This window comes from Paracoccus actinidiae, from assembly GCF_030863885.1.
Lineage (GTDB): Bacteria > Pseudomonadota > Alphaproteobacteria > Rhodobacterales > Rhodobacteraceae > Paracoccus > Paracoccus everestensis.
The window spans coordinates 3,867,007-3,891,279 of sequence record NZ_CP132956.1 but is presented as its reverse complement, the minus strand read 5'-3'; the positions used below and the strand labels follow the sequence as shown (position 1 = coordinate 3,891,279).

The 24,273-nt window shown below is 62.7% G+C and carries 25 protein-coding genes, 1 pseudogene and 1 riboswitch; of the genes and pseudogenes, 13 read left to right on the top strand and 13 right to left on the bottom strand.

Annotated features, from left to right (window positions below; all coding sequences use genetic code 11):
• Positions 1-153: 153 nt before the first annotated feature.
• From Q5701_RS19300 to thiD, 9 genes are read right to left on the bottom strand one after another with little or no spacing between them, the layout of a single operon-like run.
• Positions 154-876 carry an ABC transporter permease gene (locus Q5701_RS19300; RefSeq protein WP_306752581.1) on the bottom strand — a complete coding sequence of 241 codons (723 nt, stop codon included), beginning with the start codon at positions 874-876 and terminating at the stop codon, positions 154-156.
• A complete protein-coding gene (locus tag Q5701_RS19295) occupies positions 873-1,535 on the bottom strand; it encodes a TenA family protein (RefSeq protein WP_306752580.1) in 663 nt (220 codons plus the stop codon). Before Q5701_RS19295 ends, Q5701_RS19300 begins: the two co-directional genes overlap by 4 nt.
• The gene (locus Q5701_RS19290; RefSeq protein WP_306752579.1) at positions 1,532-2,458 is read right to left on the bottom strand and encodes an ABC transporter substrate-binding protein; all 927 of its coding nucleotides are present in this window, start codon (positions 2,456-2,458) and stop codon (positions 1,532-1,534) included. Before Q5701_RS19290 ends, Q5701_RS19295 begins: the two co-directional genes overlap by 4 nt.
• Positions 2,455-3,399 carry a HesA/MoeB/ThiF family protein gene (locus tag Q5701_RS19285; protein WP_306752578.1) on the bottom strand — a complete coding sequence of 315 codons (945 nt, stop codon included), beginning with the start codon at positions 3,397-3,399 and terminating at the stop codon, positions 2,455-2,457. Before Q5701_RS19285 ends, Q5701_RS19290 begins: the two co-directional genes overlap by 4 nt.
• A complete protein-coding gene (locus Q5701_RS19280) occupies positions 3,396-3,992 on the bottom strand; it encodes a thiamine phosphate synthase (protein ID WP_306752577.1) in 597 nt (198 codons plus the stop codon). Before Q5701_RS19280 ends, Q5701_RS19285 begins: the two co-directional genes overlap by 4 nt.
• Positions 3,989-4,750: a thiazole synthase gene (locus tag Q5701_RS19275; RefSeq protein ID WP_306752576.1), complete on the bottom strand. Its 762-nt coding sequence runs from the start codon at positions 4,748-4,750 to the stop codon at positions 3,989-3,991. Before Q5701_RS19275 ends, Q5701_RS19280 begins: the two co-directional genes overlap by 4 nt.
• 2 nt (positions 4,751-4,752) lie before the next feature.
• The gene (thiS, locus tag Q5701_RS19270) at positions 4,753-4,947 is read right to left on the bottom strand and encodes a sulfur carrier protein ThiS (protein ID WP_306752575.1); all 195 of its coding nucleotides are present in this window, start codon (positions 4,945-4,947) and stop codon (positions 4,753-4,755) included.
• Positions 4,931-5,878 carry an FAD-dependent oxidoreductase gene (locus Q5701_RS19265; RefSeq protein ID WP_306752574.1) on the bottom strand — a complete coding sequence of 316 codons (948 nt, stop codon included), beginning with the start codon at positions 5,876-5,878 and terminating at the stop codon, positions 4,931-4,933. The genes thiS and Q5701_RS19265 overlap by 17 nt, the downstream gene beginning before the upstream one ends.
• Complete coding sequence (thiD, locus tag Q5701_RS19260) at positions 5,875-6,693, bottom strand: bifunctional hydroxymethylpyrimidine kinase/phosphomethylpyrimidine kinase (RefSeq protein WP_306752572.1); 819 nt, start codon at positions 6,691-6,693, stop codon at positions 5,875-5,877. The genes Q5701_RS19265 and thiD overlap by 4 nt, the downstream gene beginning before the upstream one ends.
• Before the next feature lie 70 nt (positions 6,694-6,763).
• Positions 6,764-6,870, bottom strand: a riboswitch (TPP riboswitch).
• A 689-nt stretch (positions 6,871-7,559) separates the two neighbouring features.
• On the opposite strand from thiD, the gene Q5701_RS19255 reads away from it, so the two are divergent.
• Positions 7,560-8,456: a bestrophin family protein gene (locus Q5701_RS19255; RefSeq protein ID WP_306752571.1), complete on the top strand. Its 897-nt coding sequence runs from the start codon at positions 7,560-7,562 to the stop codon at positions 8,454-8,456.
• 12 nt (positions 8,457-8,468) lie between these two features.
• Here Q5701_RS19255 and Q5701_RS19250 read toward each other — a convergent pair.
• Positions 8,469-8,685 (bottom strand): annotated as a pseudogene (locus tag Q5701_RS19250) (pirin family protein); the annotation flags it as partial.
• A gap of 271 nt (positions 8,686-8,956) precedes the next feature.
• On the opposite strand from Q5701_RS19250, the gene Q5701_RS19245 reads away from it, so the two are divergent.
• Positions 8,957-9,898, top strand: a complete 942-nt coding sequence (locus Q5701_RS19245; protein ID WP_306752570.1) for a LysR family transcriptional regulator — start codon at positions 8,957-8,959, stop codon at positions 9,896-9,898.
• Here Q5701_RS19245 and Q5701_RS19240 read toward each other — a convergent pair.
• Positions 9,889-10,374, bottom strand: coding sequence for a RidA family protein (locus tag Q5701_RS19240; protein ID WP_306752568.1), 486 nt, complete (start codon positions 10,372-10,374; stop codon positions 9,889-9,891). The two genes, Q5701_RS19245 and Q5701_RS19240, sit on opposite strands and share 10 nt — an antisense overlap.
• A 281-nt stretch (positions 10,375-10,655) precedes the next feature.
• Here Q5701_RS19240 and Q5701_RS19235 point away from each other — a divergent pair, with 281 nt between their 5' ends.
• Genes Q5701_RS19235 through Q5701_RS19220 form a run of 4 tightly spaced genes read left to right on the top strand, consistent with a single transcriptional unit; the run spans position 10,656 to position 14,869 of the window.
• The gene (locus Q5701_RS19235) at positions 10,656-12,020 is read left to right on the top strand and encodes an amidase (protein WP_306752567.1); all 1,365 of its coding nucleotides are present in this window, start codon (positions 10,656-10,658) and stop codon (positions 12,018-12,020) included.
• A 40-nt stretch (positions 12,021-12,060) separates the two neighbouring features.
• Entirely contained in the window at positions 12,061-13,053 is a 993-nt protein-coding gene (locus Q5701_RS19230) for a DctP family TRAP transporter solute-binding subunit (RefSeq protein ID WP_306752566.1), read from the top strand.
• Between the two features lie 21 nt (positions 13,054-13,074).
• The gene (locus Q5701_RS19225) at positions 13,075-13,584 is read left to right on the top strand and encodes a TRAP transporter small permease (protein ID WP_306752565.1); all 510 of its coding nucleotides are present in this window, start codon (positions 13,075-13,077) and stop codon (positions 13,582-13,584) included.
• Positions 13,585-13,594: 10 nt separating this feature from the next.
• On the top strand, positions 13,595-14,869 hold the full coding sequence (locus Q5701_RS19220) for a TRAP transporter large permease (RefSeq protein WP_306752564.1): 1,275 nt from the start codon (positions 13,595-13,597) through the stop codon (positions 14,867-14,869).
• A gap of 47 nt (positions 14,870-14,916) precedes the next feature.
• Here the strand turns inward: Q5701_RS19220 and Q5701_RS19215 are convergent, their stop codons facing one another.
• Complete coding sequence (locus Q5701_RS19215; RefSeq protein WP_306752563.1) at positions 14,917-15,453, bottom strand: DUF4186 domain-containing protein; 537 nt, start codon at positions 15,451-15,453, stop codon at positions 14,917-14,919.
• Between the two features lie 253 nt (positions 15,454-15,706).
• On the bottom strand, positions 15,707-16,561 hold the full coding sequence (locus tag Q5701_RS19210; RefSeq protein ID WP_306752562.1) for a MurR/RpiR family transcriptional regulator: 855 nt from the start codon (positions 16,559-16,561) through the stop codon (positions 15,707-15,709).
• Positions 16,562-16,734: 173 nt separating this feature from the next.
• On the opposite strand from Q5701_RS19210, the gene Q5701_RS19205 reads away from it, so the two are divergent.
• From Q5701_RS19205 to Q5701_RS19175, 7 genes are all read left to right on the top strand, one after another.
• Positions 16,735-17,256, top strand: coding sequence for a TRAP transporter small permease subunit (locus Q5701_RS19205; protein WP_306755446.1), 522 nt, complete (start codon positions 16,735-16,737; stop codon positions 17,254-17,256).
• The gene (locus tag Q5701_RS19200; protein WP_306752561.1) at positions 17,256-18,584 is read left to right on the top strand and encodes a TRAP transporter large permease; all 1,329 of its coding nucleotides are present in this window, start codon (positions 17,256-17,258) and stop codon (positions 18,582-18,584) included. The genes Q5701_RS19205 and Q5701_RS19200 overlap by 1 nt, the downstream gene beginning before the upstream one ends.
• Before the next feature lie 47 nt (positions 18,585-18,631).
• Complete coding sequence (locus Q5701_RS19195) at positions 18,632-19,672, top strand: TRAP transporter substrate-binding protein (RefSeq protein ID WP_306752560.1); 1,041 nt, start codon at positions 18,632-18,634, stop codon at positions 19,670-19,672.
• 56 nt (positions 19,673-19,728) lie between these two features.
• Positions 19,729-21,090 (top strand): glutamine synthetase family protein, encoded by a 1,362-nt coding sequence (locus tag Q5701_RS19190; RefSeq protein WP_306752559.1) that lies wholly within the window; start codon positions 19,729-19,731, stop codon positions 21,088-21,090.
• A gap of 11 nt (positions 21,091-21,101) precedes the next feature.
• Entirely contained in the window at positions 21,102-22,484 is a 1,383-nt protein-coding gene (locus Q5701_RS19185; RefSeq protein ID WP_306752558.1) for an aldehyde dehydrogenase family protein, read from the top strand.
• A 1-nt stretch (position 22,485) separates the two neighbouring features.
• Complete coding sequence (locus tag Q5701_RS19180; RefSeq protein ID WP_306752557.1) at positions 22,486-23,646, top strand: iron-containing alcohol dehydrogenase; 1,161 nt, start codon at positions 22,486-22,488, stop codon at positions 23,644-23,646.
• Positions 23,647-23,826: 180 nt separating this feature from the next.
• Positions 23,827-24,147: a DUF2934 domain-containing protein gene (locus Q5701_RS19175; protein ID WP_306752556.1), complete on the top strand. Its 321-nt coding sequence runs from the start codon at positions 23,827-23,829 to the stop codon at positions 24,145-24,147.
• Positions 24,148-24,273: the final 126 nt, after the last annotated feature.

Here is a 24,273-nt window from a genome sequence, read left to right as displayed (position 1 = left end):
CTCGGATTGGCGCAGATCGTAGCGGTAACGCCGTGGAAAACCAAGACTGAGCAGTTGGCGAAGCCTCGCCTCATTGCGCGGCAGCGGCGCATGTCCGGGTGTCGGTCAAGATCGTCACCGACATGGCAATCCAAGGTGCGTCAAATGAATGCATCAGCCTGCCGCATACCGGTCGAGCCGCAGGGCCAGACGTGACACAACAGCCTTGAACAGGACGGCGATCAGGATCGTCGCGGCAAGGGCTGCAAACATCTGGTCGATCTTCATGCGCCCGCTCGACTGGATCATCAGCGCTCCAAGGCCCCGCGATCCGCCGACCCATTCGCCGACGATGGCCGCCGCGGGGGCATAGACGGCGGCGATCCGCAGCCCGCTGGCAAGATCGGGCAAGGCGGCGGGAATGCGGACGATCCGCATGGTCTCCAGCGGCGTAGCGCCCATGCTGTCGGCGAGTTCGCGAAACACCTTGGGCGTCCGCGACAGACCGTCCAGGAAAGCAGACGCGACTGGAAAGAACACCATCAAGGCGACAATGGCGATCTTGGGGAAGATGCCATATCCAAGCCACAGCGTCAGCAGCGGCGCAAAGGCGAAGATCGGTACCGTCTGGCTGAAGGTCATCAGCGGCATCAAGGCGCGGCGCAGGGGTGCAAGCAATCCCATGGCAAGCGCCAGCAGCATGCCGAGGCACGCGCCGATAACAAAGCCGGCGGTGACCTCGGCGAGGGTGGCTAGGGCCGCCCGGGCCAAGGCCGTTCGTGCCTCGATTATGGCCTGCCCGACCGCAAGCGGGCCGGGCAGCAGGAAGCGAGGGATCTGCAAAGCCGTGACAGCAAGCTGCCACAGCAGCACGAAGATCACGGCAAAGCGGATCACCGGGCCAGCGTCCAGAACGCGGCTTCCAAGCGGGTGGCGGTCGAGAAGCGTTCTTGCAACTGCTTCCAGCGGGGCAGGGTATGGGCCCGCAGTCCCAACCGGCTTGCAACCGCGCCGTCGATCAGCGCGGCGGTGTCGTGACAGAGCGCCTGATAGTCGGTCCCTCCGTAAGTCGCGATCCATTCGGCATAGGCCGGATCGTGGCTGTCCACCAGCAACCGCGCGCCGATCTCTCCATAGCCCAGGACACAGGGCGCCAATGCAGCCAGCAGGTCGAGGAAGTCGCCGCTGTATCCGGCCTCCAGCACATAGCGGGTATAGGCCAGGTTCTGGGGCGCCTCGGCCGTGGCGACCAGGTCTGCCTCGGTGATCCCGGACCGGCCACAAAGGTCGACATGCAGCCGGGTCTCGGTTTCCAGAAGCGCATGGACGGTGGCCGAGCAGGCGCGCATCTCGGCCAGGGAGCCTGCCTTGGTGACCGCCAGCGCCCAAGCACGGCTGAAATGGATCAGAAAGATGTAATCCTGCGCCAGATAGGTCAGGAAAGCGCCACGGGGCAGGCTGCCATCGGCCAACGACTGCACAAAGGGCGCATGGACATAAGCGTCCCAGTCGGGCGCGCCGGTCCGCCACAGCGGAAAGCAGCTACCATACCTCATGCGCCGGGATCCGTTGCCAAGGCCGAAACCGGCAGCACGTCCTTGATCAGCCCTGCATCGCGCAGGAACGCCTCGAACCGGCCATAGCGGCCGTGATCAACTGCTCCGGGGCTTTGGGAAAAGCGAGGCAGGGTCGCGGACCAAGCCTGCCGGTTCAACTCGTCATCCAGTTCGGGATAAGCATCGCGGAACACCTGCCAGGCTGCGTCCGGGTGGTTAAGGATGTAATGGGCGCCCCGCTCCATGGCCGCTACGAAGCGTGCGGTTGCGTCAGGATCCATCGTTTCCGGGTTGGCCAGCAGGATCAGTTCGTCATAGGCGGGAATGCCGTTCTCCTCGACAAACAGGCAGCGGCCTTCGGCACCTTCCAGCCGCATCTGCGTTATCTCGAAGTTGCGAAATCCGCCAATGGTGGCATCGACCTGTCCCGTCATCAGCGCGGGCGACAGCGACCAGCCGACATTGACCAGTTCGACATCGGTGATGGAAAGGCATGCCTGGTCCAACATCGCGGCCATCAGCGCCGTTTCCATCCCCGGCACCGAATAGCCGATCTTGCGGCCCTTCAGGTCCGCAATCCTTTTCACCGGCCCCTCGGCCATGACCGTCACGCAGTTCAAGGGCGTTGCGACCAAGGTAGCGATGCGCGTCAGTGGCAGCCCTTCATGCACCTGCAGATGCAGTTGCGGCTGATAGCCCACGGCCAGATCAACCTGACCCGAGGCCAGCATTCGTGGCGGGTCGGACGGGTCGGCAGGGGCGGTGATCTCGACTGCCAGACCGGCATCCGCGAAGAAGCCCAATTCCTGCGCCAAGATGATCGGTGCGTGGTCGGGGTTGACGAACCAGTCCAGCATCAGCGACAGATCCTGCGCGGTAGCAGGGGTGGCAGACAGGGCAAGCGCAACGGCAAGGGGCTTCATGTCGGATCTCCAAGGGCGATAAGAGCAATCTCGCCCGGCCAGTTGCGGCGCAGGCGGTCGGCGGCGGCCCAGGCCCGCAGGCCCGAGCGGCAGGCAAAGACGACGCGTTGGCCCTCAACCGGGTGCAAGGTTTGCGGCTGGCGCAAGGCATGGGGCACGAAGGGCAGGGAAGCCTCGTCCGGGCCGCGCAGTTCAACCGCCAGATCGTCCGGTCGCATCTGGCTGGCGGCGATGAAGTGGTGGCCGCTTGCGGGCTCGAGTGCGCCGTCGAAGCGGAAGCTGGCGGGACGCAGGCCGTCGAAGCGGATCATCTGCCCCAGGGGAGAGGGGTCCAGCCCCAGCAGAACCGCCAAGGCCATCTGCGCCTGCAGGGCGCCAATCATTCCCGCCATCGGCCCCATCACCCCCGCCGTCGCGCAGTTGCCCGCCTGCGCGGGCAGGTCCGGGAATACGGCCCGGACCGAGGGTGCGGTGCCGCAGAACCCCCCTACGAAACCCTCGCTGCGCAGGACCGATGCTGCGATCAGAGGACGGCTCGCCTGAAGGCATGCATCTGATAGAGCATAGGTCGCGGCAAAGCTGTCGGCGCAATCCATCACCGTGTCAGCCTCGGCTACCAGTCCCGGCGCATTGGCTGGATCCAGCCGCCCGATCAGGGGAATGACGGTGGTGTCCGGGTTCAGCGCGGCCATCTCCAATGCTGCAGCCTGCGCCTTGGGAACATCGACATGGCGGCCATAGATGGGTTGGCGATGCAGGTTCGAGGTCTCGACGTGGTCGGGGTCAATCAGGGTAATGCGACCCACGCCCGCGCCGGTCAGATACTGCAGGACGGGAACCCCCAACGCTCCCGCGCCAACGACAAGTACATGGGCCGCAGCAAGGCGGGCCTGGCCAGCATCGCCGATCAGCGGCAGGACGGTTTGGCGCGCATACCTCATGCGGCCACCTCCAGCCATTCGCGGAGGCGCGCCTCGGGGTCAGGGTTAAGCGTGATGTCGGTCACGGCCGAGGCCAGATCCGCGCCCGCTGCAAAGGCCAGCCGTGCCCGGTCCGGCGTGAGCCCGCCGATGGCGCAGAGGGGGATGTCGCCGACCCGCGTTTTCCATTCGGTCAACTTCTCGACCCCTTGCTGGTGCCACTTCATCTGCTTCAGGATCGTTGGCCAGACCGGACCGAGCGCCACATAGTCGGGCCTGCAGGCCAGGGCCCGGTCCAGCTCCGTCTCGTCATGCGTCGAAATGCCCAGCCGCAGCCCCGCCGTGCGGATCGCGGGCAGATCCGCCCTGTCCAGATCCTCTTGGCCCAGATGCACGAAACCACAGCCCAGCTCGATCGCCAGTTGCCAGTGGTCGTTTACCACCAGGATTGCGCCGTGCAGACGGCACAAATCGTGGGCGCGGGCGATCTCGGGCCGCAAGGCCTCATCGGGGCGATCCTTGATGCGCAACTGCACCATGCGGACTCCCAGCGGCAGGGTGCAGGCAATCCACTCGGCGCTGTCAAAGATCGGATAAAATCGCGGCAGTCTCACAGGAAGGCCCGCCCGATCACGGGGGTTGAAGGAATGGCCATGTCGGTCCGCTCCATCGGATCGGCAAGGTATGCGGCGCGCCCGGCGCGGATGGCGTCGGCCATGGCGCCCGCCATCGCGGCGGGATCGCCGGCGCGGGCGACGGCGCTGTTCAGCAGGACCGCGTCATAGCCCATCTCCATCGCCGCCGCCGCATGGCTGGGCAGTCCGATGCCCGCATCGACGACCAGCGGCACCTCGGGGAAAGCCGCACGCAGTGCCCGCAAGCCATGAGGGTTGTTCAGCCCCATGCCCGATCCGATGGGTGCTCCCCAAGGCATCAGAACTTGGCAGCCCGCGTCCAGCAGCCGTTCGCAAGCCACCATATCCTCGGTGCAATAGGGAAAGACCTTGAAGCCCTCAGAGGCAAGGATGCGCGCCGCCTCGACCAGTTCGAAGCCATCGGGCTGCAGCGTGTCGGTGTTGCCGATCACCTCGAGCTTGATCCAGTCGGTGCCGAAGACTTCCCGCGCCATATGGGCCGTGGTGACGGCTTCGCACGCGCTGTGGCAACCTGCAGTGTTGGGCAGCAGGGCGACACCTAGCGACTGGATCAACGCCCAAAAACCCTGCCCGCCCCCGGCTTCGCGGCGCAACGATAGGGTGGCGATGCCTGCGCCCGAGCGGGCAAAGGCATCCGTCAGGATCTTGGGCGAGGGATAGCCCGCCGTGCCCAGCATCAACGGACTGTCGATTTCGGTGCCATAGAAGACCGGCATCCTCAGCCCCCCTGCATCGGCGCCAGTGCCTCGATGGCGTCGCCGTCGTGGACGGGCGTGGTCTCGCGCATCGCGACTGGGATGAATGTGCCGTTGAGCGCGGTGGCGAGGTGGCCGGTCAGGCCGGCCTCGGTCAGGGCGGCGGCCAGTGTCGTGGTGTCAGTCTCTCGCGCGGTGCCGTTAATCGTGATTCGCATCCATGAACTCCGGTCTGGTCTGGTGTTGAAGGTGGTCGGCCACCATGCGTGCGACGGCAGGGGCCAGCAGGAAGCCGTGGCGGTAAAGCCCGTTGGCGTGGATGACCCCGCCCACGCGGCGGATACGGGGCAGGTTGTCGGGAAAGGCCGGACGCGCGTCGGCGCCCAATTCCAGCACCTCGGCCTCGGCAAAGGCAGGGTGCAGGGCAAAGGCGGCCGACAGCAGTTCCAGCACCGCCCGCGCGCTAGGCGGGCCGCGCCGGTCGCTTTCGACCATCGTGGCTCCCAGCATGAAGACGCTGTCGCCGCGCGGCACCACGTAAAGCGGGATCCGGGGATGCAGCAGGCGGACGGGGCGGGACAGGGTGATTTCGGGGCAGCGGATCACCACCATCTCTCCGCGCACGCCGCGCAGATCACGCAGCGCGTCGCGCGCCGAGAGGCCCCGGCAGTCGATGACGGTGCCGGTCGCCATCGCGGTGCGCCCCACGCGTTCGGACAGGATCGCGAGAGCCTGACGCGGGGCCAGATGAGCTTCGGATGCGAAAAACAGGGCGTGGCTGAACCGGGTGCCCAAATCAGGCTCCAGCCTGGCTGTCCCCTCTGCGTCCAGCGTCCGGTGTCCCTGGCTCCGCCGGGCAAAGCGCGCCAGCGCTCCGGCATCCCGCAACAGGCTGACCACCAGCGTTCCGTTTCGCGTGACGGGAACCCCCTGGTTCTGCCACCAGTCGGCGGCACCCAACCCGTGGCGTGTTACTGCCTCATCGGCACTCTCACCCTCGCAATAGGGAGCGAGCATGCCTCCGGACCACCATGAACAGGCGTTCGGGCCAGGGGTCTCGTCAAGGAGGGCGACGGGGATGGCGCGTTTGGCCAGTTCGGTGGCGATACAAAGGCCCATCACGCCGCCGCCAATGACGGTCATGGTCATGCTACGGGCTCGGGGATGCGCGGCCACAGCGCGTGGAAATGATGCACCGGCCCGTTGCCGCCACCCACCGACAACGTATTCGCCGCCCGGATTGCGCCGTGAAGCCAGTCATGGCTGCGGCTCACTGCATCGGTCACCGACAATCCCTGTGCCAGCCCCGCCGCGATGGCGGAGGATAGTGAGCATCCGGTGCCATGGGTATTGCGTGTGCGGATGCGAGGGGACGAAAAGCGGATCATGCCGTCAGGGCCGATTAGGATATCGGTGCATTGGACGCCTGCCGCGTGACCCCCCTTCATGAGCACCTGGCGCGGGCCGAGCGCCCGCAAGGCCATGCCTTGGGCAATGGCCGCAGCTTCGGTTTCGGCCGGGGCATCGCCGAGCAAACGCGCCGCTTCGGGCAGGTTCGGCGTCAGCACATGGGCCAGAGGCAGCAGCTCGCGGACCAGTGCGCCGAATGCATCGGCTTCCATCAGCACGTCGCCGGACTTGGCAACCATCACCGGGTCCAGCACAATGGGGATCGGGCAATCACGCAGTGCCGCTGCAACGGCTACGATGGCGGGTGCGGATCCGACCATGCCGATCTTGATCGCATGAACCGCAATGTCGTCCAGCACCGCGTCAATCTGCGCCCGGATCAAGCTGGGTGGCACGTGGTGGACGGCCAATACGCTGCGGGTGTTCTGCGCAGTAACTGCCGTAATCACGCTGGTGCCATAGCAGCCCAGAGCCGAAACGGTCTTCAGATCCGCCTGGATGCCCGCGCCCCCGCCGCTGTCAGAACCGGCGATGGTCAAGACCGTCCGTGTCATCTGCCCCTCCTCTCAAGTTTGCGGGGCATGGACAGGGGGCGGCGGCAGACGTCATGCGGCAACGGGCGGCACTGTCTGCCTATCCGTTCCCTCCGCCGGCATGACCCGGATCAGGTTCGATGGGTCGGTGCGCACTGCACCTCTCAGCCCCGCGACGGGACGCCCCAACGGATAGTGTTGACCCAGACCGTAGCTGCGCCGCACCGGGCTGTCCAGCCGGTTTCGAAGGCAGACGCTTGCAGCGCAAGGAGAATGCGACTGTCATGGCCGCGCCGACTGCTGTGATGAACAGCCCCAGCAAGTCCAACGAACAATCCGGTCACAGGCCCGTGCGCCGGTATATCCACTACAGGTGAGCGCAGGCACAGACCAAGACAAAGAGCGCATCGCCAATGTGGCCCTTCAGCGGCACCTCGCAGAATAACTGTCGGTCTTCATGTCGCTGGTTTCCGTCTCAAGGGGTTTTCGGTGCCTGAGTAGCGGCCCTAACAGCAGCGCGACGCTGCGTCTCATGCTGCTGACCGGATCTTGAGCGTGCGGCGCCGTGACCGCCACGATCGGCTAATGGACGTAGTTTCAGTCAGGAATAACGATTGCGGACCATGTTCACGATCTCGATCTCCAAAATGATCGATGCTGCTGACGTGAGGCTCCTGAAGCTCAGCACTGGTGGTCGCCTGTACTTGGAAAAGCTGTACTCCCTTTCAACCGGATGATTTAGGCAGTCTGTTCGTATTTTCCCAGAGTTATGGGAATATTAGGCGACCAAGTAAGTCGCAGGGTGCTCCATAACACCCGTTGGCCGCTCTTGATCGACCCCATGACGGGATGAAAGATGGGCCTCTTGGCATGCATGGTGCTGTGCAATGATCGTCCGCTCTCGTCCCGGTCTTCTCACGCTCTTTTTCGTGCTGAAAGGCTCTGTCATCCTGCGCACTTGGCCGCAGCTCTTTGCCGTTGGGCTGCTGTCCGTGATCGTTGTGGCTGCACATGTTCAGGCACCCCAGATCGTGCCAGGGGTCAACCCGGCCCCCTTAACCCTTATCGGGATCGCGCTTTCGGTATTTCTCAGCTTTCGGAACAATGCCTGCTATGATCGATGGTGGGAGGCTCGCAAGCTGTGGGGTCAGATCATTCAGTCTGCCCGGGACATCGCCCGGCAAACGGCGGTTCTGGACGAGCGGCGAAGCGAGACGACACCTGAGCGCCGCGAAATCCTGACAGCGATCATCGGGTTCGCGCATGCATCGGTCGGGCAGTTGCGCCAGAAAACACTCGCGCGCCAAGCAGGCGAGCCGGCCCTGTTTGCCGAGCCGGCGGATCGAATACTGCATGCCGTGGCCCTGCAGGTCGGACGCTTGCTTCGTCAGGATCGGTTAAGATCAGTCGAGGCTCTCGGCTTGAACGATAGTCTGAGCCAGCTGACCCAGGCCCTGGTCGGCTGCGAACGGCTGTCCAATACACCTTTGCCCTTCGCTTATACGCTGCTCCTTCACCGCACCGCCTACCTGTTCTGCTTTCTTTTGCCGTTTGGCCTTGCTGACATGCTGGGCTGGGCGACGCCCCTTGCCGCCATGCTCGTGGCCTACACGTTCTTCGGCCTTGATGCCTTAGGCGAAGAGCTGGAAGAGCCTTTTGGGATGTTACCCAACAGTCTTCCGATCTCGGCCTTTGCAACGATGATCGAGATCCATCTGCGCTCGGCCATGGGAGAGACAGACCTGCCTCCTGTGCCGGTCCCGACGGACTACGTTCTGACTTGACCGAGGATCAGCCAGGAACTCCGCCGGTCCCATCTGGTCGAAGAAGATGAACGGCCCCACCATCTGCCGCTTGGTCAACGGCAGGGCACGGCGCACTTCCATCTCCCCCGGATCAACGTCACGCGATACGATCAGCGCTTCCACGGCATTCACGCTCGCTTTGTCGACAGGGATCAGGTCGGAGGCAAGGGTTTCGGCTCCTGGCCTCGCTCCTTTCATGGCGCGCCATCCGGGCGGGCCTCAGCCGTTCAGCGCGCCGAACACCGCGTTCGCGAAGCTCGGCCGGATAGGCAGGGGTGAATCTCGGCTTTGACATAGGGCTAATCCTTGGAGTGTTCTACTCTCCGGTAAACCCGGGGTGGTTCACTGCCCAGGTTATTCTGGGAACATGCCATCGCTGCCGGGACACTCCCTTGGCGCGCTCTTCCTCTATTTTGATGGCGTTTGACACAGGCCTTTGGGATAGAACCTTGACGATCCAGCAAGGGAACTGCCCAACGATGAACCTGACCGCTGGAAAATACTTCCTGCACGTCGCCCGCTTCAAATCCATCAGATTGGCGGCTGAGCGACTACACGTCTCGCCCTCGGCCATCAGCCGTCAGATCGTCAAGTTGGAACATGAACTGCAAGAGCAGCTTCTGGAACGCCGCGCTGAAGGAGTCACTCTGACTGCGGCAGGAAAAATACTTGCCGAGCATTTGGCCTCAATCCTTGGCCAGATCGAGCGCGCCAAGGATGAAATTGCTGACCTGCGCAGTCTGAAGACCGGAACCCTGTCTCTTTCGACCGTCGAAGGAATTACCGACCCGTTCCTCTCGGCCCATATTACCAATTTCCGCTCCCAGTATCCCGGCATTTATTTCCGCGTGCGTATCCGCGGGCGGGAACGTGTGCTGGAGGCCGTTGAGCAGCGGCTGTCTGAGATCGGTTTCGTGTATGATCACTTCACCCATCCGGCGATCGAGACGATCGGCAAATGGCGTCAACCGCTTCTGGCGCTTGCCCCGCCTTCGCATCCACTTACGGACGGCCGGCCGTTGATTTTGGAGGATATCGTGGATCTGCCTTGCGTCCTGCCGGATGAAACATTTGGCATCCATTATCTGCTTAATCGCGCATTCGGCAAAATCCGGAAGTGCCCCAAGCCGATCATTGTTGCGGACCAATTTCACTTCCTGATCCGCCACGCCATCCGCAACAACGCGATCATTTACCTGCCGCTCCAGGCCGTAATGGGAGAAGTGACCAGCGGCCAGCTTCTCCCCCTCAACCTCTCCTGCAGAGATTTCGAGCACCGCTTCATCTATGCGGTGGGACGCATTGGCCAACACCGTTCCCCGGCATGCGCTGCCTTCATCGAGTCAATCCTGCCGGTATTTGCACAAGGGGAGGCGTCGGACGCCAAGCTCTTGGCAGAGCTTCGCGCCGGTCAGGTATAAATTTCGATGGTGATGTCGGCTTCGACAGGCGCGTTCAATCCCAGTGTATGCTGGGTTAGGGCTGCGCGCGCATGCTTGCCGCGTTCCTCACCCCACAACTCCACAAAGAGATCAGAGGCGCCATTCAGCACCAGGTGAGGCTCGGTGAAGTCGGGGGCGCATGTGACATAGCCGATCATTTTCACGATCCGCTTCACGCGGTCGAGATCACCAAGCACCGCCTTCATCATGGCAAGGTGGTTGATCGCCATGAGTCTGGCGGATTGATAGCCCTCCTCGATCGACAGGTCGGACCCGACCTTGCCAACATAGGGAAGGACATCATTGTCGTGCTCGTCCGGCTTTGTGCCCAGTGTCCCCGACGTGTAGAGGATGTTTCCAACCACGACACCGGGGAGGTAATTGCCTATCGCCTTTGGGCGCCGCGGCAAGATGATCCCCATGGCATTCAATCGGCTCTCTGTCTCATGCGGCATGTTTGATCTCCTTGGCTGGCACACTGCGCCGGAGAGGATAGTCACATCCCTTCATTCGGCGAGAACCGAACCGGCAACACAGCTTTTCCTAAACGGCAACAGTAGCGAACAGGCGGCAAGGACGTATAATTTATCATTATAGATCAGGTTTTTAAGTTTATCCTGCAGTTGCGCGACCCTGTTCATCGCTGCAAATGCAGCGGAATGAAGGAGTAGATTGAGGACACGATCCGCAGCAGGATAACGCGACTTCAACTACCGAAGATGGATCCGACGTGCCGATGTCCTCGCTTGAAGATCTTGCAGCTGAGCTCCGCACTGGATGCCGTGGGGCGATCGACCTCATCTTAGACGCGATAGCTCGCTATGAGGAAACTGAGGGCCGTTTGAACGCATACCGCAGTTGGGCCGGGCATCGAGCCCTTGTTCAGGCGAAGGCTGTAGACGAACTGCTAAGAGCCGGCGTGGACCTTGGGCCACTGATGGGTATCCCGGTTTCCGTGAAGGATCTTTATGGAGTTCCGGGCCTGCCGGTCTATGCCGGAACAGACACAGCCTTTCCTGAAGATTGGCAGCATGCAGGTCCTGTTGTAACCCGGCTGTTGTCTCAAGTGGCGATTGTAATGGGCAAAAGCCATACCGTCGAGTTTGCCTTCGGCGGCCTTGGCACCAATCCGCACTGCGGCACACCATTGAACCCCTGGTCGTCACCTGCCGCTCCCCGGGTGCCAGGCGGTTCAAGTTCCGGAGCAGGCGTTTCTCTGGCGCAGGGGAGTGCTCTGGCCGCTCTTGGCACGGACACAGCTGGGTCGGTCCGAATCCCTGCCTCGTTTACGGGACAAACGGCTCTGAAGGTCACGCACGGCAGATGGTCTCAAGAAGGCATTGTGCCGCTGTCTCCTTCATTCGATACACCTGGCATCCTGGCCCGCAGTATTGCCGATCTCTCCTTTTTGTTTACTGCCATTGACGGTGGCGATCGCATCCCAAAACAGGATGTCGGTGGGCTGCGCCTGGGCGTGGTAGAGAACGTCGTGTGGGATGAGACCGATCCCGCTGTCGCAGCCAATACCGAGGCCGCTCTCGCGGCGCTGGAACGAGCAGGAGCGAAGGTGTCGAGGGCTCACCTTCGTCACGCGGATGATGTGCTCGATATCTTCCGGCGCGGTGGACTGGCAGCGCCTGAACTGCGCGCCTTCCTGGACGGAAACTTCCCGGATCGGATTGCACGTTTGGATCCAGCCGTCATGGCGCGCGTCGTGGCAGCTGACGACGTCACAGCTTCGGAGTATCTGCAGCGGCGCGCCGGCCTTGAACGATATGGTCTACTGGCCCAAGAGGCTTTCGCAACGGTGGACCTTCTGGTTACACCAACAATTGCAATCTCAGCGCCATTGCTGGCAGATCTCGAAGACCCGGATGCCTATCGCACCGCGAACATGCTGGCCCTTCGCAACACGGCAATCGTGAACCTCCTGGGTTGGTGTGCAACCACGCTGCCTACGGGGCTAGACGGAAACGGCATCCCGACGGGCCTGCAGATCATTGCTCCACCCCACCACGAGGAGCGGCTTCTGGCCGCCAGCCTGGGGATTGAGACGGTGTTGGGTGCGGGACCAGATCTGCTGGGTCCGCCGCCACTTTGACCAGCCTTAAATCACCATAAACAATCAACAGGAGTATACGATGTTCTACCGCAAGCTTAGCACGTGCCTGACCCTTGCCCTCGGCACGGCCTTTGGAAGCATGGCCGCGGCCGCAGATTTCGAATTCACCTTTGCCCATGTTCTGACCGAGGACACGCCGAACGCGCGAGCGGCTGTCGTGTTCAAGGAAGAGGTCGAGAAAAACTCTGGCGGGCGCATCGAGATCAACATCCGTCCCGCCGCCCAACTCGGGGGCGACGTCGAGATCATCGAGCAAACCCAGATGGGGCTCGTCCATATCTCGATCCCGCCCACCGGGAACCTCGCCAACTTCAACCAACAAATGTATCTCTTCGACCTGCCGTTCCTCATGAAGGACGACGCAGCGATGCAGCGTGTTCTGGACGGCGAAGTGGGCACTGAGCTGCTGGCGACCCTGGAGCCGAACAACCTCCACGGCATCGCCATGTGGGGAGCGGGCTTTCGCCACATGACCAACAATATCCGACCGATCAATGGCCCGGATGACCTGAAGGGGATCAAGATGCGGACCCTGCAGGCACCCGCCATCCTGGCCACTTATAGGGCTTATGGCGCCAACCCTACAGCGATGGCTTACACCGAGGTCTACAACGGCCTGCAGCAGGGTGTGGTCGAGGGGCAGGAAAACCCTCTGGCCAATATCGGATCCATGAAGTTCTACGAAGTGCAGGACTACATGACACTTACGGGCCACGCCTATCACACTTATGCCGCAGTCATGAACAAGCAGGCCTGGGACGGTCTTCCCGATGACCTCAAGCAGGTGGTCGAAGCCGCGATGATCGTTGGCCGCGATGCTGCCCGACAGTTCACCGCCGAATACGAGGGTAAGACTCTTGAGGGAATTGCGGACCAGATCGAGATCCAAGAACTGTCTCCTGAGGGACGCGAAGCCTTCGTCGAAGCTTCGCAGCCCATCTACGAAGAGTTTAGGTCTCTCGTGACGCCTGAGCTCATGGACAAGGCCATCGCCGTGGCCGCAGGTGAATGACCTCCAGCAAGGAGCAGTGACATGATCCTCTGGCTGAACCGCGTCGTCGACTGGATCGAGAACATCCTGGTCACGTCCCTCGTGCTGATCGCGACCCTGGTCGCGATCATTCAGGTGATCGCGCGCTATATGTTCAACAATTCGCTCTATTGGTCGGAGGAGTTGATCCTCTACTCGCTCATCTCCATGAGTTTTCTGACCATGGGGATGGGCGTGCGCTATGCCTCGCATATTAGCGTCGATGCAATCTATGCCATCGCAAGCCCACGCACGGCTAGGGTTCTTCAGATCGGGGCAGCTTGCCTCGGTCTGATCTTCGCTGTCGTGCTGGTCTGGTATGGATCCAGGCTGGTCATGAACACCTCTCGCATGGGTCAGCTGTCGCCAGCTATGCAGATACCGGTGGGCTATATCTATGCGGTCATCCCGGCTGCCGGCACCTTCATGGCTCTTCGCTACCTGCTGGTCCTGCGCGACCTGATCCTGGGGCAGGGCTATCAGGCGCCAGACGTCGACATCAAGACAAGCTGAAGGACAGACCATGGTTGGCGCTCTTATTCCCGTATTCTTCGGCCTGCTGATTTTTGGCCTGCCCATCTTTGCCTCGCTGGCACTGTCGGTGGCGGCAATCTTCTACTTCGTAGGCGGAATGGACCCGCTGCTCGTTCCGATGCGGATGTTCTCGGGCATGAACAACTTCTCGCTCATGTCCATCCCGTTCTTCATTCTTGCTGCCGAACTGATGCGGATCGGCGGGCTGTCAGACCGGCTCATCAACCTGGCAAGGGCCCTCATCGGCTGGCTGCCGGGGGGGCTTGCTGCCGCAACGGTGGTGGCCTGCCTGATGTTCGGATCGATCTCTGGTTCAAGCCCGGCGACCGTCATTGCCATCGGCTCGATCCTCTATCCGGCAATGGTGAAGGCAGGTTATGATAAGTATTTCGCGATCGGCCTGATCGCGACGTCTGGCACCTTGGGACCGATCGTCCCGCCGTCGATCGCGCTGATCATCTACGGCTCAGTCACCGGCACTTCAGTTGGGGCTCTATTCGCAGCCGGCATCCTTCCGGCACTGCTTATCGGAACACTGCTGATCCTGTATGCGACGGTATTTTCAGCCTGGAAGGGATATCCTCGGGATGCAATGCCGACCTTTGGCAGCATCGCGACGGCAATGAAGCAGGCTGCCTGGGGGCTTGGACTCCCCGTAATCCTGTTGGGCGGGATTTACTCGGGCGTCTTTACCCCAACCGAGTCTGCGGCTGCCGCCTGTCTCTATGGCTGGTTTGTCGGGGCTTTGGTTTACCGCAGCATCTCATTGCGCGAGACGCTGATCGTGCTGCGCAACACTGGTCTCATCTCTGGTCCGCTGCTGCTGATCACAGCAGGTGCCTCAGTCTTCTCGTGGCTGCTGGCCAGCACGGGAACGCCCACTGATCTTGCCGGATACGTCCTGTCCAGCACGGAAAATCCCATTTTAGTGGTCGCCGCGTTCAACCTTATCCTGCTGGTTGCGGGGTGCTTCCTGGACAGTGCCTCTGCGATCATCATTCTGGCGCCGTTGATGATGCCGATCGCCCAGGAACTCGGTATTCACCCGGTTCACTTCGGGATCATTATGCTGGTGAACCTGTCCATCGGCATGTTGACACCGCCCGTGGGACTTAATTTGTTTGTGGCAATGGGCATTGCTAAGATGAGCCTGGGACAGGTTTTCCGGGCTGTGATCCCCACAATGCTGCTGATGACCATTGCTCTGCTTTGCGTGTCCTACATTCCTCAGATCAGCATGCTGGTCCCTGACTGGCTGTATTAAGAAATTGGGTAAGCCAACGCATGGAAGGCTTACCCAATGCTACAGTGTTAGCCGGCGGCACCTGACCTCATCTGGCGGTCGATCCACGTCATGATCAGCGAGACCACCTCCTCCTGCTCCGCCTCAATCATCTGGCGGCCGCGGTCGACGCCATGCCACTTCTGCAAACAGCTACGGCAGCAGGTTGCGGTCGCATGTTGGGCCACAAAGGCAGGGTGACCCCGCATCGGAGTCTGTTTACCGTCATTTTTTGGATGGGCGGGCGCGAGTCTCAGGGCCACAAAGTCTTTTGTGTGGCTGAGAATGGTGCTGTGGCCTTTGCCGTCGGCATAGGATCGTTCCGCTGCTGAGAGGCGGAAGCGGCTCCGAAAGCGCGATCGTGCAAGTCTGTCGAGAATATCCTGGTCTAATGCCACGTTTGTCTGCTTGTTTCCGAGCCGGAGTCTTTTCTGGCTTGGCCTGGGAACCTGGCTCCGGCTCGGAGTATTCGGCTTTGGAGCATTCGCCTGTGAGAACGGCGGTGAGAAACTAGTCCACGGAAGCGGCGGCATGGAGCTGCTGCGGGCGGCGTAAAAGTCGTCCACCTTTTCCCTTTCTGCGGCAGCAGGGAGGGCGCGAGGATTTTCAGCGCTTGACGGGAAAACTCCCGATCAGGTCTACTTCAACCAGCCGATGCCCAAAGCGGTAGCGGCATAACCAAGGCGGAAAACCACCTAGAAAACGCCCGGAACCTGTTCAGACAAACTAAATCACAATCCACCAGGTGGCCTGCGACGTGCTGGATCTGTCGACCGGACCATGTCGTGTCATTGGCATCACCAAGCCCGGGGCGATGCCTCAGCGCCCCAGTTTCGGCGCCCGGAAGATGCGGGTCTTTGCAAAAACATCTTCCAGCCGGTTCAGGCGGTCCTGCATCTGATCGGCGCAATGGCCCTGGACCCGGCCCAGCAGGGCCTCGACCAGCATCAGAATGGTTACCGTTGAATCCCACGCCGCCGGCATATCGATGCGGCAGGGCAAAGTGTGATGGGCGTGGCCGGCGGCAGGCGACAGCCAGTGGTCGGTGATCAGCACGATCCTGGCTCCTTGGCGGGCCGCCAGTTCTGCCATGTGAACGGCGTTCGCCTCGTATCGCCGGATGTCGAAGATCACCACCACGTCGTCCGCCCGCAGGTCCAGCAACGCCTGCTGCCAGTCGGTCAGATGGTCCGAGACATAGGTGACACCCGGTCGGATCACGCGCAGGAGCGTTGCCATGTAATCGGCATGGGCATGAGTCAGCCGCCCCCCCATGATGGCGACATGGCGGGCGGGATCGGCCAGAAGCGCAGCCGCCGCATCGAATTCCTGCGTTGCGATCTGATCCAGCGTTGCCTGGATGTTCGTGATGGTCTGCGCCGCAAAGGACTGCATCGGATGGCGCCGCGATTCGTGGTCCGGCAGGGCCAGGGGCGCGGCCAGCAGCCGTCCGACCTCGGCCCGCAGGGCGGACTGGTATTCGGCATAACCCTTGAAGCCCAGCTTTTGCACCAGACGCACGATGGTGGGAGCCGACACCTCGGCCGCGCTTGCCAGCATGGTGATGGATCCCAGGGCCGACATGGGAAAATGCGACAGGATATGGGTCGCGGCCTGTCGTTCGGCACGGGTCAGCGACGCAAGGCTGGCGCGCATCCGCTGTTCGATGGTCATGGCGCCTCCGGGTTCTGGAAAGATCCTACCAAAAGAAAACGAAAAGAAAAATTCTTGACAGAACGCAAGGACCGGGAGGACGCTGAACCAAAAACAGGGAGAAGAATCGTGGCCTTGCCGCCATTTCAGTGCGTTTTCGCGCCCGACGTCCTGTTGCCCAAAGGGTGGTGCTGATGCCGACCCTGGCGCTCGGCTTTGTGCGCATCGTCGAGGCGATCAACCGGCGGGTCGGACGCATCGCGATCTATCTGCTGTTCGTGCTGGCGGGCGTGCTGGCCTGGTCGATCATCGCCAAGGCCCTCTTCCGGCCCGCGCTGTGGACCCAGGAAATGGCGCAGTTCACCATGATTGCCTATGTCGTGCTGGGGGGAGCCTATTCGCTGATGGGGGGCGCCCATGTGCGGATGGACCTGCTGTATTCCCGCTGGTCGATCCGCACCCGCGCGGCGGTGGACAGTGTGACGATCCTCGCGCTGATCGTGTTCCTGGGCGTAATCCTGTGGGGCGGCATCGAAAGCACGATCTATGCCTTCGAGGTGGGAGAGCGGTCGCGCACCGTCTGGCGGCCCTATATGGCGCCGATCAAGATCGTGATCTGCCTTGGCACCTTGCTGATGCTGCTGCAATCGGTCGTGTTCCTGATCCGAGACATCGCCACCCTGCGCGGCACCCCCATCCCCGAGGCGCGCGTCTGATGTCATATGAGTTGATCGCGATCTCGATGTTCCTGGGGATGCTGGCCTTGCTGATGACGGGGCAGCGGGTCTTTGCGGGGATCGGCTTTGTCGCCGTCATCGCGGCGATCGCGTTGTGGGGTGACCGGGGCGGGTATGACCTGGCCTTCACCAGTGCGATCAAGCTGATGAACTGGTTTCCGATGCTGACCCTGCCGATGTTCGTCTGGATGGGCTATGTCATGTCGGAAACCCGCATGGCGGACGACCTGTACCGGATGTTCCATGTCTGGTTCGGCCCGGTGCCGGGCGGACTGGCGGTGGGCACCATCCTGCTGATGGTGCTGGTGTCGGCCATGAACGGGCTGTCGGTCGCGGGCCTTGCGATCGGCGCAACCATCGCCCTGCCGGAAATGCTGCGGCGGGGTTATGACAAGGTGATGGTGACGGGCATCATCCAGGGCGGATCATCCTTGGGCATCCTGGTGCCGCCGTCCATCGTGCTGGTGCTTTACGCCATGATCGCGCGCCAGCCAGTGGGGCATCTGTGGCTGGCGGGAGTCTTTCCCGGCCTGCTGATGGCGGGGCTGTTCATCGTCTATGTACTGATCCGCTGCGGGCTGAACCCACGCCTTGCGCCCCGCCTGTCGGCCGAGGAACGGGCGGCCATCACCTGGGGCGAAAGGCTGCGGCTGCTGCGCGCGGGGATCATGCCGCTGGTGATCTTCGGGGCGATGATGGGGCCCTTCGTGGCGGGCTATGTCAGCCTGGTCGAATCCTCGGTCGTGGGGGCGGTCATCGCCTCGCTGGTGGCGGTCATCAAGGGTCGCTGGACCCGCACCGTCTGGGAAGTATGCATGCGCGGGACGCTGAACGTGACCTGCATGTTCATGTGGATCCTGCTGGCCGCCCTTGCCTTTGGCGCCGTCTTCGACGGGCTTGGCGCGGTGCGCGCCATCGAGTCCTTCTTTCTGGAGGATCTGGGCCTGACCCGCTGGCAGGTCATCATCCTGATGCAGGTGTCCTTCCTGATCATGGGGATGTTCCTGGACGACACGGCCATGCTGGTGATCGTCGCGCCGCTGTATATCCCCTTGGTACGCGCCCTGGAATTCGACCTGATCTGGTACGGCATCCTTTACACGATCACCTGCCAGATCGCCTATATCACGCCGCCCTTCGGCTATAACCTGTTCCTGATGCGGGCGCTTGCCCCCGACCATGTGTCGCTGGGCGACATCTATCGGTCCATCGTGCCCATTGTCGGCATCATGATCCTGACGCTGGCGATCATCATGGCCTTCCCGCAGATCGCCTTGTGGCTGCCTGCGCAGGTTTACGGACAATGACAAGAGGGCGGCGAACCGCCCCTTTTCCCAATATATCAGAGGTTCAGATGACGACACGACGCAAGTTTCTGATGACCGCGCCCCTGGCCGCAGGGGCCGCCACCCTGGCCGCGCCCGCCGTCCATGCGCAGGGCGCGCCGATCCGCTGGCGGATGCAGACCTATGCGGGCGCCGCCTTGGGCGAACACGTGGTCAAGCCCGCCATCGACCGCTTCAACGCCATCGCCGAAGGCCAGATGCAGATCGAGCTGTATTACGCCGACCAGCTTGTGCCCACGTCGGAACTGTTCCGCGCCATGCAGAGCGGCACCATCGACGCGGTGCAGTCCGACGACGATTCCATGCAGTCGCCCACCGAGGTGACGGTCTTTGGCGGATACTTCCCCTTTGCCAGCCGCTACAGCTTGGATGTGCCGGTGCTGTTCAACCAATACGGCCTGAAGGAAATCTGGGACCAGGAATACGCGGCCGTGGGCGTCAAGCACATCTCGGCCGGGGCCTGGGATCCGTGCCATTTCGCCACAAAGGATCCGATCAACAGCTTGGCCGACCTGGAAGGCAAGCGGGTCTTCACCTTCCCGACCGCTGGCCGGTTCCTGGCGCAGTTCGGCGTGGTGCCCATGCAGCTTCCGTGGGAGGATATCCAGGTCGCCCTGCAGACCGGGGAACTGGACGGCATCGCCTGGTCCGGCATCACCGAGGATTACACGGTCGGCTGGGCCGACGTGACGCAGTATTTCCTCACGAACAACATCTCGGGCGCCTGGATCGGGCATTTCTTCGCCAATGCCGACCGCTGGGCCGAGGTGCCGGACAAGCTGAAGATGCTGATGGAGGTCTGCTTCGAGCAGTCCCATTACTATCGCCAGTGGTGGTATTGGGGCGGCGAGGCCGATCTGCGCGTGAACGGCCCCAAGCTGCAACTGACCTCGATCCCTGACGAGGAATGGGCCACCGTCGAGGAACGCGCCCGCGCCTTCTGGGACGAGATCGCCGCCGAATCCGAGGTCAAGGCCCGCGTCGTGGAAATCTTCAAGCGATACAACGACGTCATGGCCAAGGCGGGCCGGCCCTATCGCTATACCTGACGCCGCTGCCGCCGGGCACGACCGCCCGGCGGCATGATCCCTGGGATTGGACGATCATGCCTGCAAACCTGACACTCGACAGCCTGAGGACAGCCTTTGACGCCGGAGAAATCGACACCGTCCTGGTGGTTTTTCCCGACATGCAGGGCCGCCTGATGGGCAAGCGGTTCCACGCCGGCTTTTTCCTGGACGGCGGCCACACGGAAACCCATTGCTGCAACTATCTGCTGGCGCTCGACATGGAGATGAACACCGTGCCGGGCTATCGCAGCGCGGGTTGGGAGCAGGGCTATGGCGATTACGTCATGCGACCGGACCTGTCCACGCTGCGCCGCCTGCCATGGCTGCCGGGCACCGCCATGGTCATGTGCGACCTGCTGGACCACCACACGCATGACGAGGTCGCGGTGTCCCCCCGCGCGATCCTGAAGCGCCAGATTGCCCGTGCCCGCGAGATGGGGTTTGACGCGTTGATGGCGACGGAACTGGAATTCTATCTGTTCGACAACAGCTATGAAAGCCTGCGCGGCGGCGTCACTGGGTTGGTGCCATCGTCCGGCTATAACGAGGATTACCACATCTTCCAGACCACCCGAGAGGAAGACGTGATGCGCGCGGTCCGCAACCAGCTTTACGGCGCGGGCATCCTCATCGAATGCACCAAGGGAGAGGCCGACGCGGGCCAGATCGAGGTGAACTATCGCTATTCCGACGCGCTCGATACGGCGGACAACCACACGATCATCAAGCAGGGAGTCAAGGAAATCGCCTGGTCGCGCGGCAAGTCCGTGACCTTCATGGCGAAATACGACACCGCCAAGGCGGGATCGGCGGCCCATGTGCATCAATCGCTGTGGGCTGGTGACAAGCCCGCCTTCCATGACCCCGACGACGACCACGGCATGTCGGCCACGATGAAGCATTTCCTGGCGGGTCAGCTTGCCGGGGCCGACCAGATGATGGTCTTTCTGGCGCCCTATGTGAACAGCTACAAGCGGTTCTGCACCGGGCTGTTCGCGCCGACAAAGGCCGTGTGGTCCTGCGACAACCGCACGGCGGGTTTCCGAGTCTGCGGCGAAGGGACCAAGGGCGTGCGGGTCGAATGCCGCATCCCCGGTGCCGACGCCAACCCCTATCTGGCCTGCGCCGCGCTGCTGGCCGCGGGCTTGGACGGGATCGAACGCAAGCTGGAACTGGAACCGGAAATCCGCGGCGACCTGTATCGGGCGGAAAACGTGCCCGAGGTTCCCAAGACCCTGCGAGAGGCCGCCGAACGGCTGAAGACTTCGGACCTTTACAGGCGGGCCTTTGGCGGCGATGTGGTCGATCATTATCACCACGCCGCCGAGTGGGAGATCGCCGAGACCGACCGCGTCGTCACCGACCACGACCTGCGCCGATTGCTGGAACGCGCCTGACAGGACCGACCATGAAAGACATCAACCTGATTTCCCCCATCAACGGATCGGTGCTGATCCGGCGGAAGCCGCTGGACCGCGATGCAGCCCAGGCCGCCGTGGCCCGCGCGCGCGCGGCTCAGGCGGAATGGGCCGCCCGCCCGCTGGACGACCGGATCGCCCTGGTCAAGGCGGGCGTGGCCGCGCTGACCGCGATGAAGGACGACATCGCCACGGAACTGGCGCAACAGATGGGCCGCCCCATCCGCTTCGGCGCCGGGGAGATGGGCGGTGTGAACGCCCGCACGGATTACATGGCGGATATCGCCGCCGAGACGCTGGCGCCCAGGGTCATCGAGGACAGCACCGGCTTCCGCCGCCAGATCGCGCGCGAGCCGCTGGGAGTGGTCTTCGTGATCGCGCCCTGGAACTATCCCTACCTGACGGCGATCAACACCATCGTACCTGCGCTGATCGCGGGCAATGCGGTGGTGCTGAAGCACGCCAGCCAGACCCTGCTGGCGGGCGAACGGCTGGCCCAGGCCTTCCATGCGGGTGGCGTGCCCGAAGATGTGTTCCAGAATGTCGTTCTGGATCACGCGACGACGGAAAGTCTGATCGCCGCGCGGACCTTCGATTTCGTGAACTTCACGGGATCGGTCGCGGGGGGCCGCGCCATCGAACGCGCCGCGGCGGGCACCTTTGTGCCCTTGGGCCTGGAACTGGGCGGCAAGGATCCGGGCTATGTCCGCGCCGATGCCGATCTGGACGCAGCGGTCGAGGGGCTGATGGACGGCGCGATGTTCAATTCCGGCCAATGCTGCTGCGGGATCGAGCGGATTTATGTCCATGACAGCCTGTATGACGCCTTTGTCGAAAAGGCAGTCGCTTGGACGAACACGCTGAAGTTGGGCGACCCGCTGGACTCTGCCACGACGCTGGGGCCGATGGCCCATGTCCGCTTTGCCCAAACCGTTCGCGACCAGGTGGCCGAGGCGGTGGGCCAGGGTGCGCGTCCGCTGATCGATCCGTCCGCCTTTCCGCAGGACGACGGCGCAGCCTATCTTGCCCCGCAGGTGCTGGTGGATGTCGATCATTCCATGCGCGTGATGGTCGAGGAAAGCTTCGGCCCGGTCGTGGGCATCATGCGCGTGTCAGACGACGACGAGGCGGTCCGCCTGATGAACGACAGCCCCTATGGCCTGACCGCCAGCATCTGGACGCGCGACGACGATGCCGCCGCCGCAATCGGCGCGCGGATCCAGACCGGCACCGTTTTCATGAACCGTGCCGATTATCTTGACCCGGCGCTGTGCTGGACCGGGTGCAAGGACACGGGGCGCGGCGGCAGCCTGTCCTATCTGGGTTACCTGTCCGTGACCCGTCCAAAATCCTATCACCTGAAAAGGGCGTGACATGACCTTTGATGTCCCCAACCGCAACTGGTCCTATCCGACCGCCATCAAGTTCGGCGCGGGCCGGATTTCGGAACTGGCCGACCATGCCAGGGCCGCGGGCCTGTCGCGCCCGCTGCTGGTCACCGACAGGGCATTGGCCGCGCTGCCCATCACCGCCGGCGCCCTGGACGTTCTGGATCGCGCAGGGCTGGGCCGTGCGGTCTTTTCCGACGTGGACCCCAACCCGACCGAGGCGAACATGGCGGCGGGCATCGCGGCATACCGGGCGGGCGGGCATGACGGGGTGATCTGCTTTGGCGGCGGATCGGCGCTGGATCTGGGCAAGATGGTCGCCCTGATGGCCGGGCAGCGGTCTGATCTGTCGGTCTGGGATCTGGAGGATGTGGACGACTGGTTCACCCGCGCCGATGCTGATGCCATCGCCCCCATCGTCGCCGTGCCGACCACGGCGGGAACAGGCAGCGAGGTCGGGCGCGCGGGTGTGCTGACCAATTCGGAAACCCATCGCAAAAAGATCATCTTTCACCCCCGGCTGATGCCGACGGTCACGATCTGCGATCCTGAACTGACCGTAGGGATGCCCGCCTTTGTCACTGCAGGCACTGGCATGGACGCCTTGGCCCATTGCCTGGAAGCCTATTCTTCGCCCCACTACCATCCGATGAGCCAGGGGATCGCGCTTGAAGGGATGCGCCTGGTCTTCGAGAACCTGCCGGTCGTTTACCGCGATCCTGGCAACCTGACCGCGCGCGCCCATATGATGAGCGCGGCGCTGATGGGCGCAGTGGCGTTCCAGAAGGGCCTTGGCGCGATCCATTCGCTGTCCCACCCGGTCGGCGCCGTCTATGGCACCCATCACGGCACCACCAATGCGGTGGTGATGCCCGCCGTCCTGGACTTCAACCGCCCTGCCATCGAGGATCGCATCGCCGCCGCTGCCGCCTATCTGGGCATCCCCGGCGGCTTTGACGGCTTCCGCAGCCGGATCGTGGCGCTGTGTTCCGAACTGAAAATTCCCAAGGGCCTGGCTGCGATGGGGGTCGAGGCCGACCGCCTGGATGAATTGGCCGCCATGGCATTGGAAGACCCCTCCTGCGGGGGGAACCCCATACCCATGACAACCCGGAACACCCGGGCGATGTTCGAGGCGGCCATGTAGATCGATCGACGAGGTGGCGCGCGTGTGTGTAACCACAGCCAGGGAACGCTGAAGATTCGAAGGGTTTCTTGCACGGCCACGGATGCCGACTATCTTCATTCCAGATAAGGCAAGCCGCGTCGGTGCAGCGGGAACATTTCGCCGCACCTGGGGTTTGGCAGCATGGGCTTGGAGGATCAGATGGACGACACCGAACGAATTCGCCAGCGCGCGCATCAGATTTGGGAAGCGGAAGGACGCCCCGAAGGCCGTGAGGCAGAGCATTGGGCGCAGGCCGAGGATGATCTTCAACGCGACAGCGCCACAGGGGGCGATGCGTTGTCCGGGGGATACGAGGACGACGGCCTTTTGGAGCTTCCTGTTGAACTTGCGTCAGGGGACGAGAGTGCAGCCGATGGGCGGATTGTCGAGGCTGGCGAGAGCGGGATCTCGGGTGGTCTCGACGAGGCGGAAGAAGCCATTCTGTCGCCAGTCCATCCGGATGGAGAGGACCGCCGCTGAGGCAACGCCATGACGGCTGACGGTCCCTAGCGGTTGCAGGGCCGTATGGTGCGGGCATCCTGTGAAGAAGATGTCGAGCGCGGCGTCATGGGCTAAAGGGTGTGGCACACGTCATTTCCTCGCCGG

What these genes read in the sequence shown, in the direction of transcription:
- Q5701_RS19225 (WP_306752565.1), top strand. Translation starts at nt 13,075, where the DNA reads ATGATCCTCTGGCTGAACCGCGTCGTCGACTGGATCGAGAACATCCTG.
- thiS (WP_306752575.1), bottom strand. Translation starts at nt 4,947, where the DNA reads ATGCGAATCACGATTAACGGCACCGCGCGAGAGACTGACACCACGACA.
- Q5701_RS19285 (WP_306752578.1), bottom strand. Translation starts at nt 3,399, where the DNA reads ATGAGGTATGCGCGCCAAACCGTCCTGCCGCTGATCGGCGATGCTGGC.
- Q5701_RS19185 (WP_306752558.1), top strand. Translation starts at nt 21,102, where the DNA reads ATGAAAGACATCAACCTGATTTCCCCCATCAACGGATCGGTGCTGATC.
- Q5701_RS19175 (WP_306752556.1), top strand. Translation starts at nt 23,827, where the DNA reads ATGGACGACACCGAACGAATTCGCCAGCGCGCGCATCAGATTTGGGAA.
- Q5701_RS19210 (WP_306752562.1), bottom strand. Translation starts at nt 16,561, where the DNA reads ATGACCATCGAACAGCGGATGCGCGCCAGCCTTGCGTCGCTGACCCGT.
- Q5701_RS19295 (WP_306752580.1), bottom strand. Translation starts at nt 1,535, where the DNA reads ATGAGGTATGGTAGCTGCTTTCCGCTGTGGCGGACCGGCGCGCCCGAC.
- Q5701_RS19265 (WP_306752574.1), bottom strand. Translation starts at nt 5,878, where the DNA reads ATGACCATGACCGTCATTGGCGGCGGCGTGATGGGCCTTTGTATCGCC.
- Q5701_RS19245 (WP_306752570.1), top strand. Translation starts at nt 8,957, where the DNA reads ATGAACCTGACCGCTGGAAAATACTTCCTGCACGTCGCCCGCTTCAAA.
- Q5701_RS19205 (WP_306755446.1), top strand. Translation starts at nt 16,735, where the DNA reads ATGCCGACCCTGGCGCTCGGCTTTGTGCGCATCGTCGAGGCGATCAAC.
- Q5701_RS19190 (WP_306752559.1), top strand. Translation starts at nt 19,729, where the DNA reads ATGCCTGCAAACCTGACACTCGACAGCCTGAGGACAGCCTTTGACGCC.
- Q5701_RS19275 (WP_306752576.1), bottom strand. Translation starts at nt 4,750, where the DNA reads ATGCCGGTCTTCTATGGCACCGAAATCGACAGTCCGTTGATGCTGGGC.
- Q5701_RS19200 (WP_306752561.1), top strand. Translation starts at nt 17,256, where the DNA reads ATGTCATATGAGTTGATCGCGATCTCGATGTTCCTGGGGATGCTGGCC.
- Q5701_RS19180 (WP_306752557.1), top strand. Translation starts at nt 22,486, where the DNA reads ATGACCTTTGATGTCCCCAACCGCAACTGGTCCTATCCGACCGCCATC.
- Q5701_RS19195 (WP_306752560.1), top strand. Translation starts at nt 18,632, where the DNA reads ATGACGACACGACGCAAGTTTCTGATGACCGCGCCCCTGGCCGCAGGG.
- Q5701_RS19235 (WP_306752567.1), top strand. Translation starts at nt 10,656, where the DNA reads ATGTCCTCGCTTGAAGATCTTGCAGCTGAGCTCCGCACTGGATGCCGT.
- Q5701_RS19230 (WP_306752566.1), top strand. Translation starts at nt 12,061, where the DNA reads ATGTTCTACCGCAAGCTTAGCACGTGCCTGACCCTTGCCCTCGGCACG.
- Q5701_RS19255 (WP_306752571.1), top strand. Translation starts at nt 7,560, where the DNA reads ATGATCGTCCGCTCTCGTCCCGGTCTTCTCACGCTCTTTTTCGTGCTG.
- Q5701_RS19290 (WP_306752579.1), bottom strand. Translation starts at nt 2,458, where the DNA reads ATGAAGCCCCTTGCCGTTGCGCTTGCCCTGTCTGCCACCCCTGCTACC.
- thiD (WP_306752572.1), bottom strand. Translation starts at nt 6,693, where the DNA reads ATGACACGGACGGTCTTGACCATCGCCGGTTCTGACAGCGGCGGGGGC.
- Q5701_RS19240 (WP_306752568.1), bottom strand. Translation starts at nt 10,374, where the DNA reads ATGCCGCATGAGACAGAGAGCCGATTGAATGCCATGGGGATCATCTTG.
- Q5701_RS19220 (WP_306752564.1), top strand. Translation starts at nt 13,595, where the DNA reads ATGGTTGGCGCTCTTATTCCCGTATTCTTCGGCCTGCTGATTTTTGGC.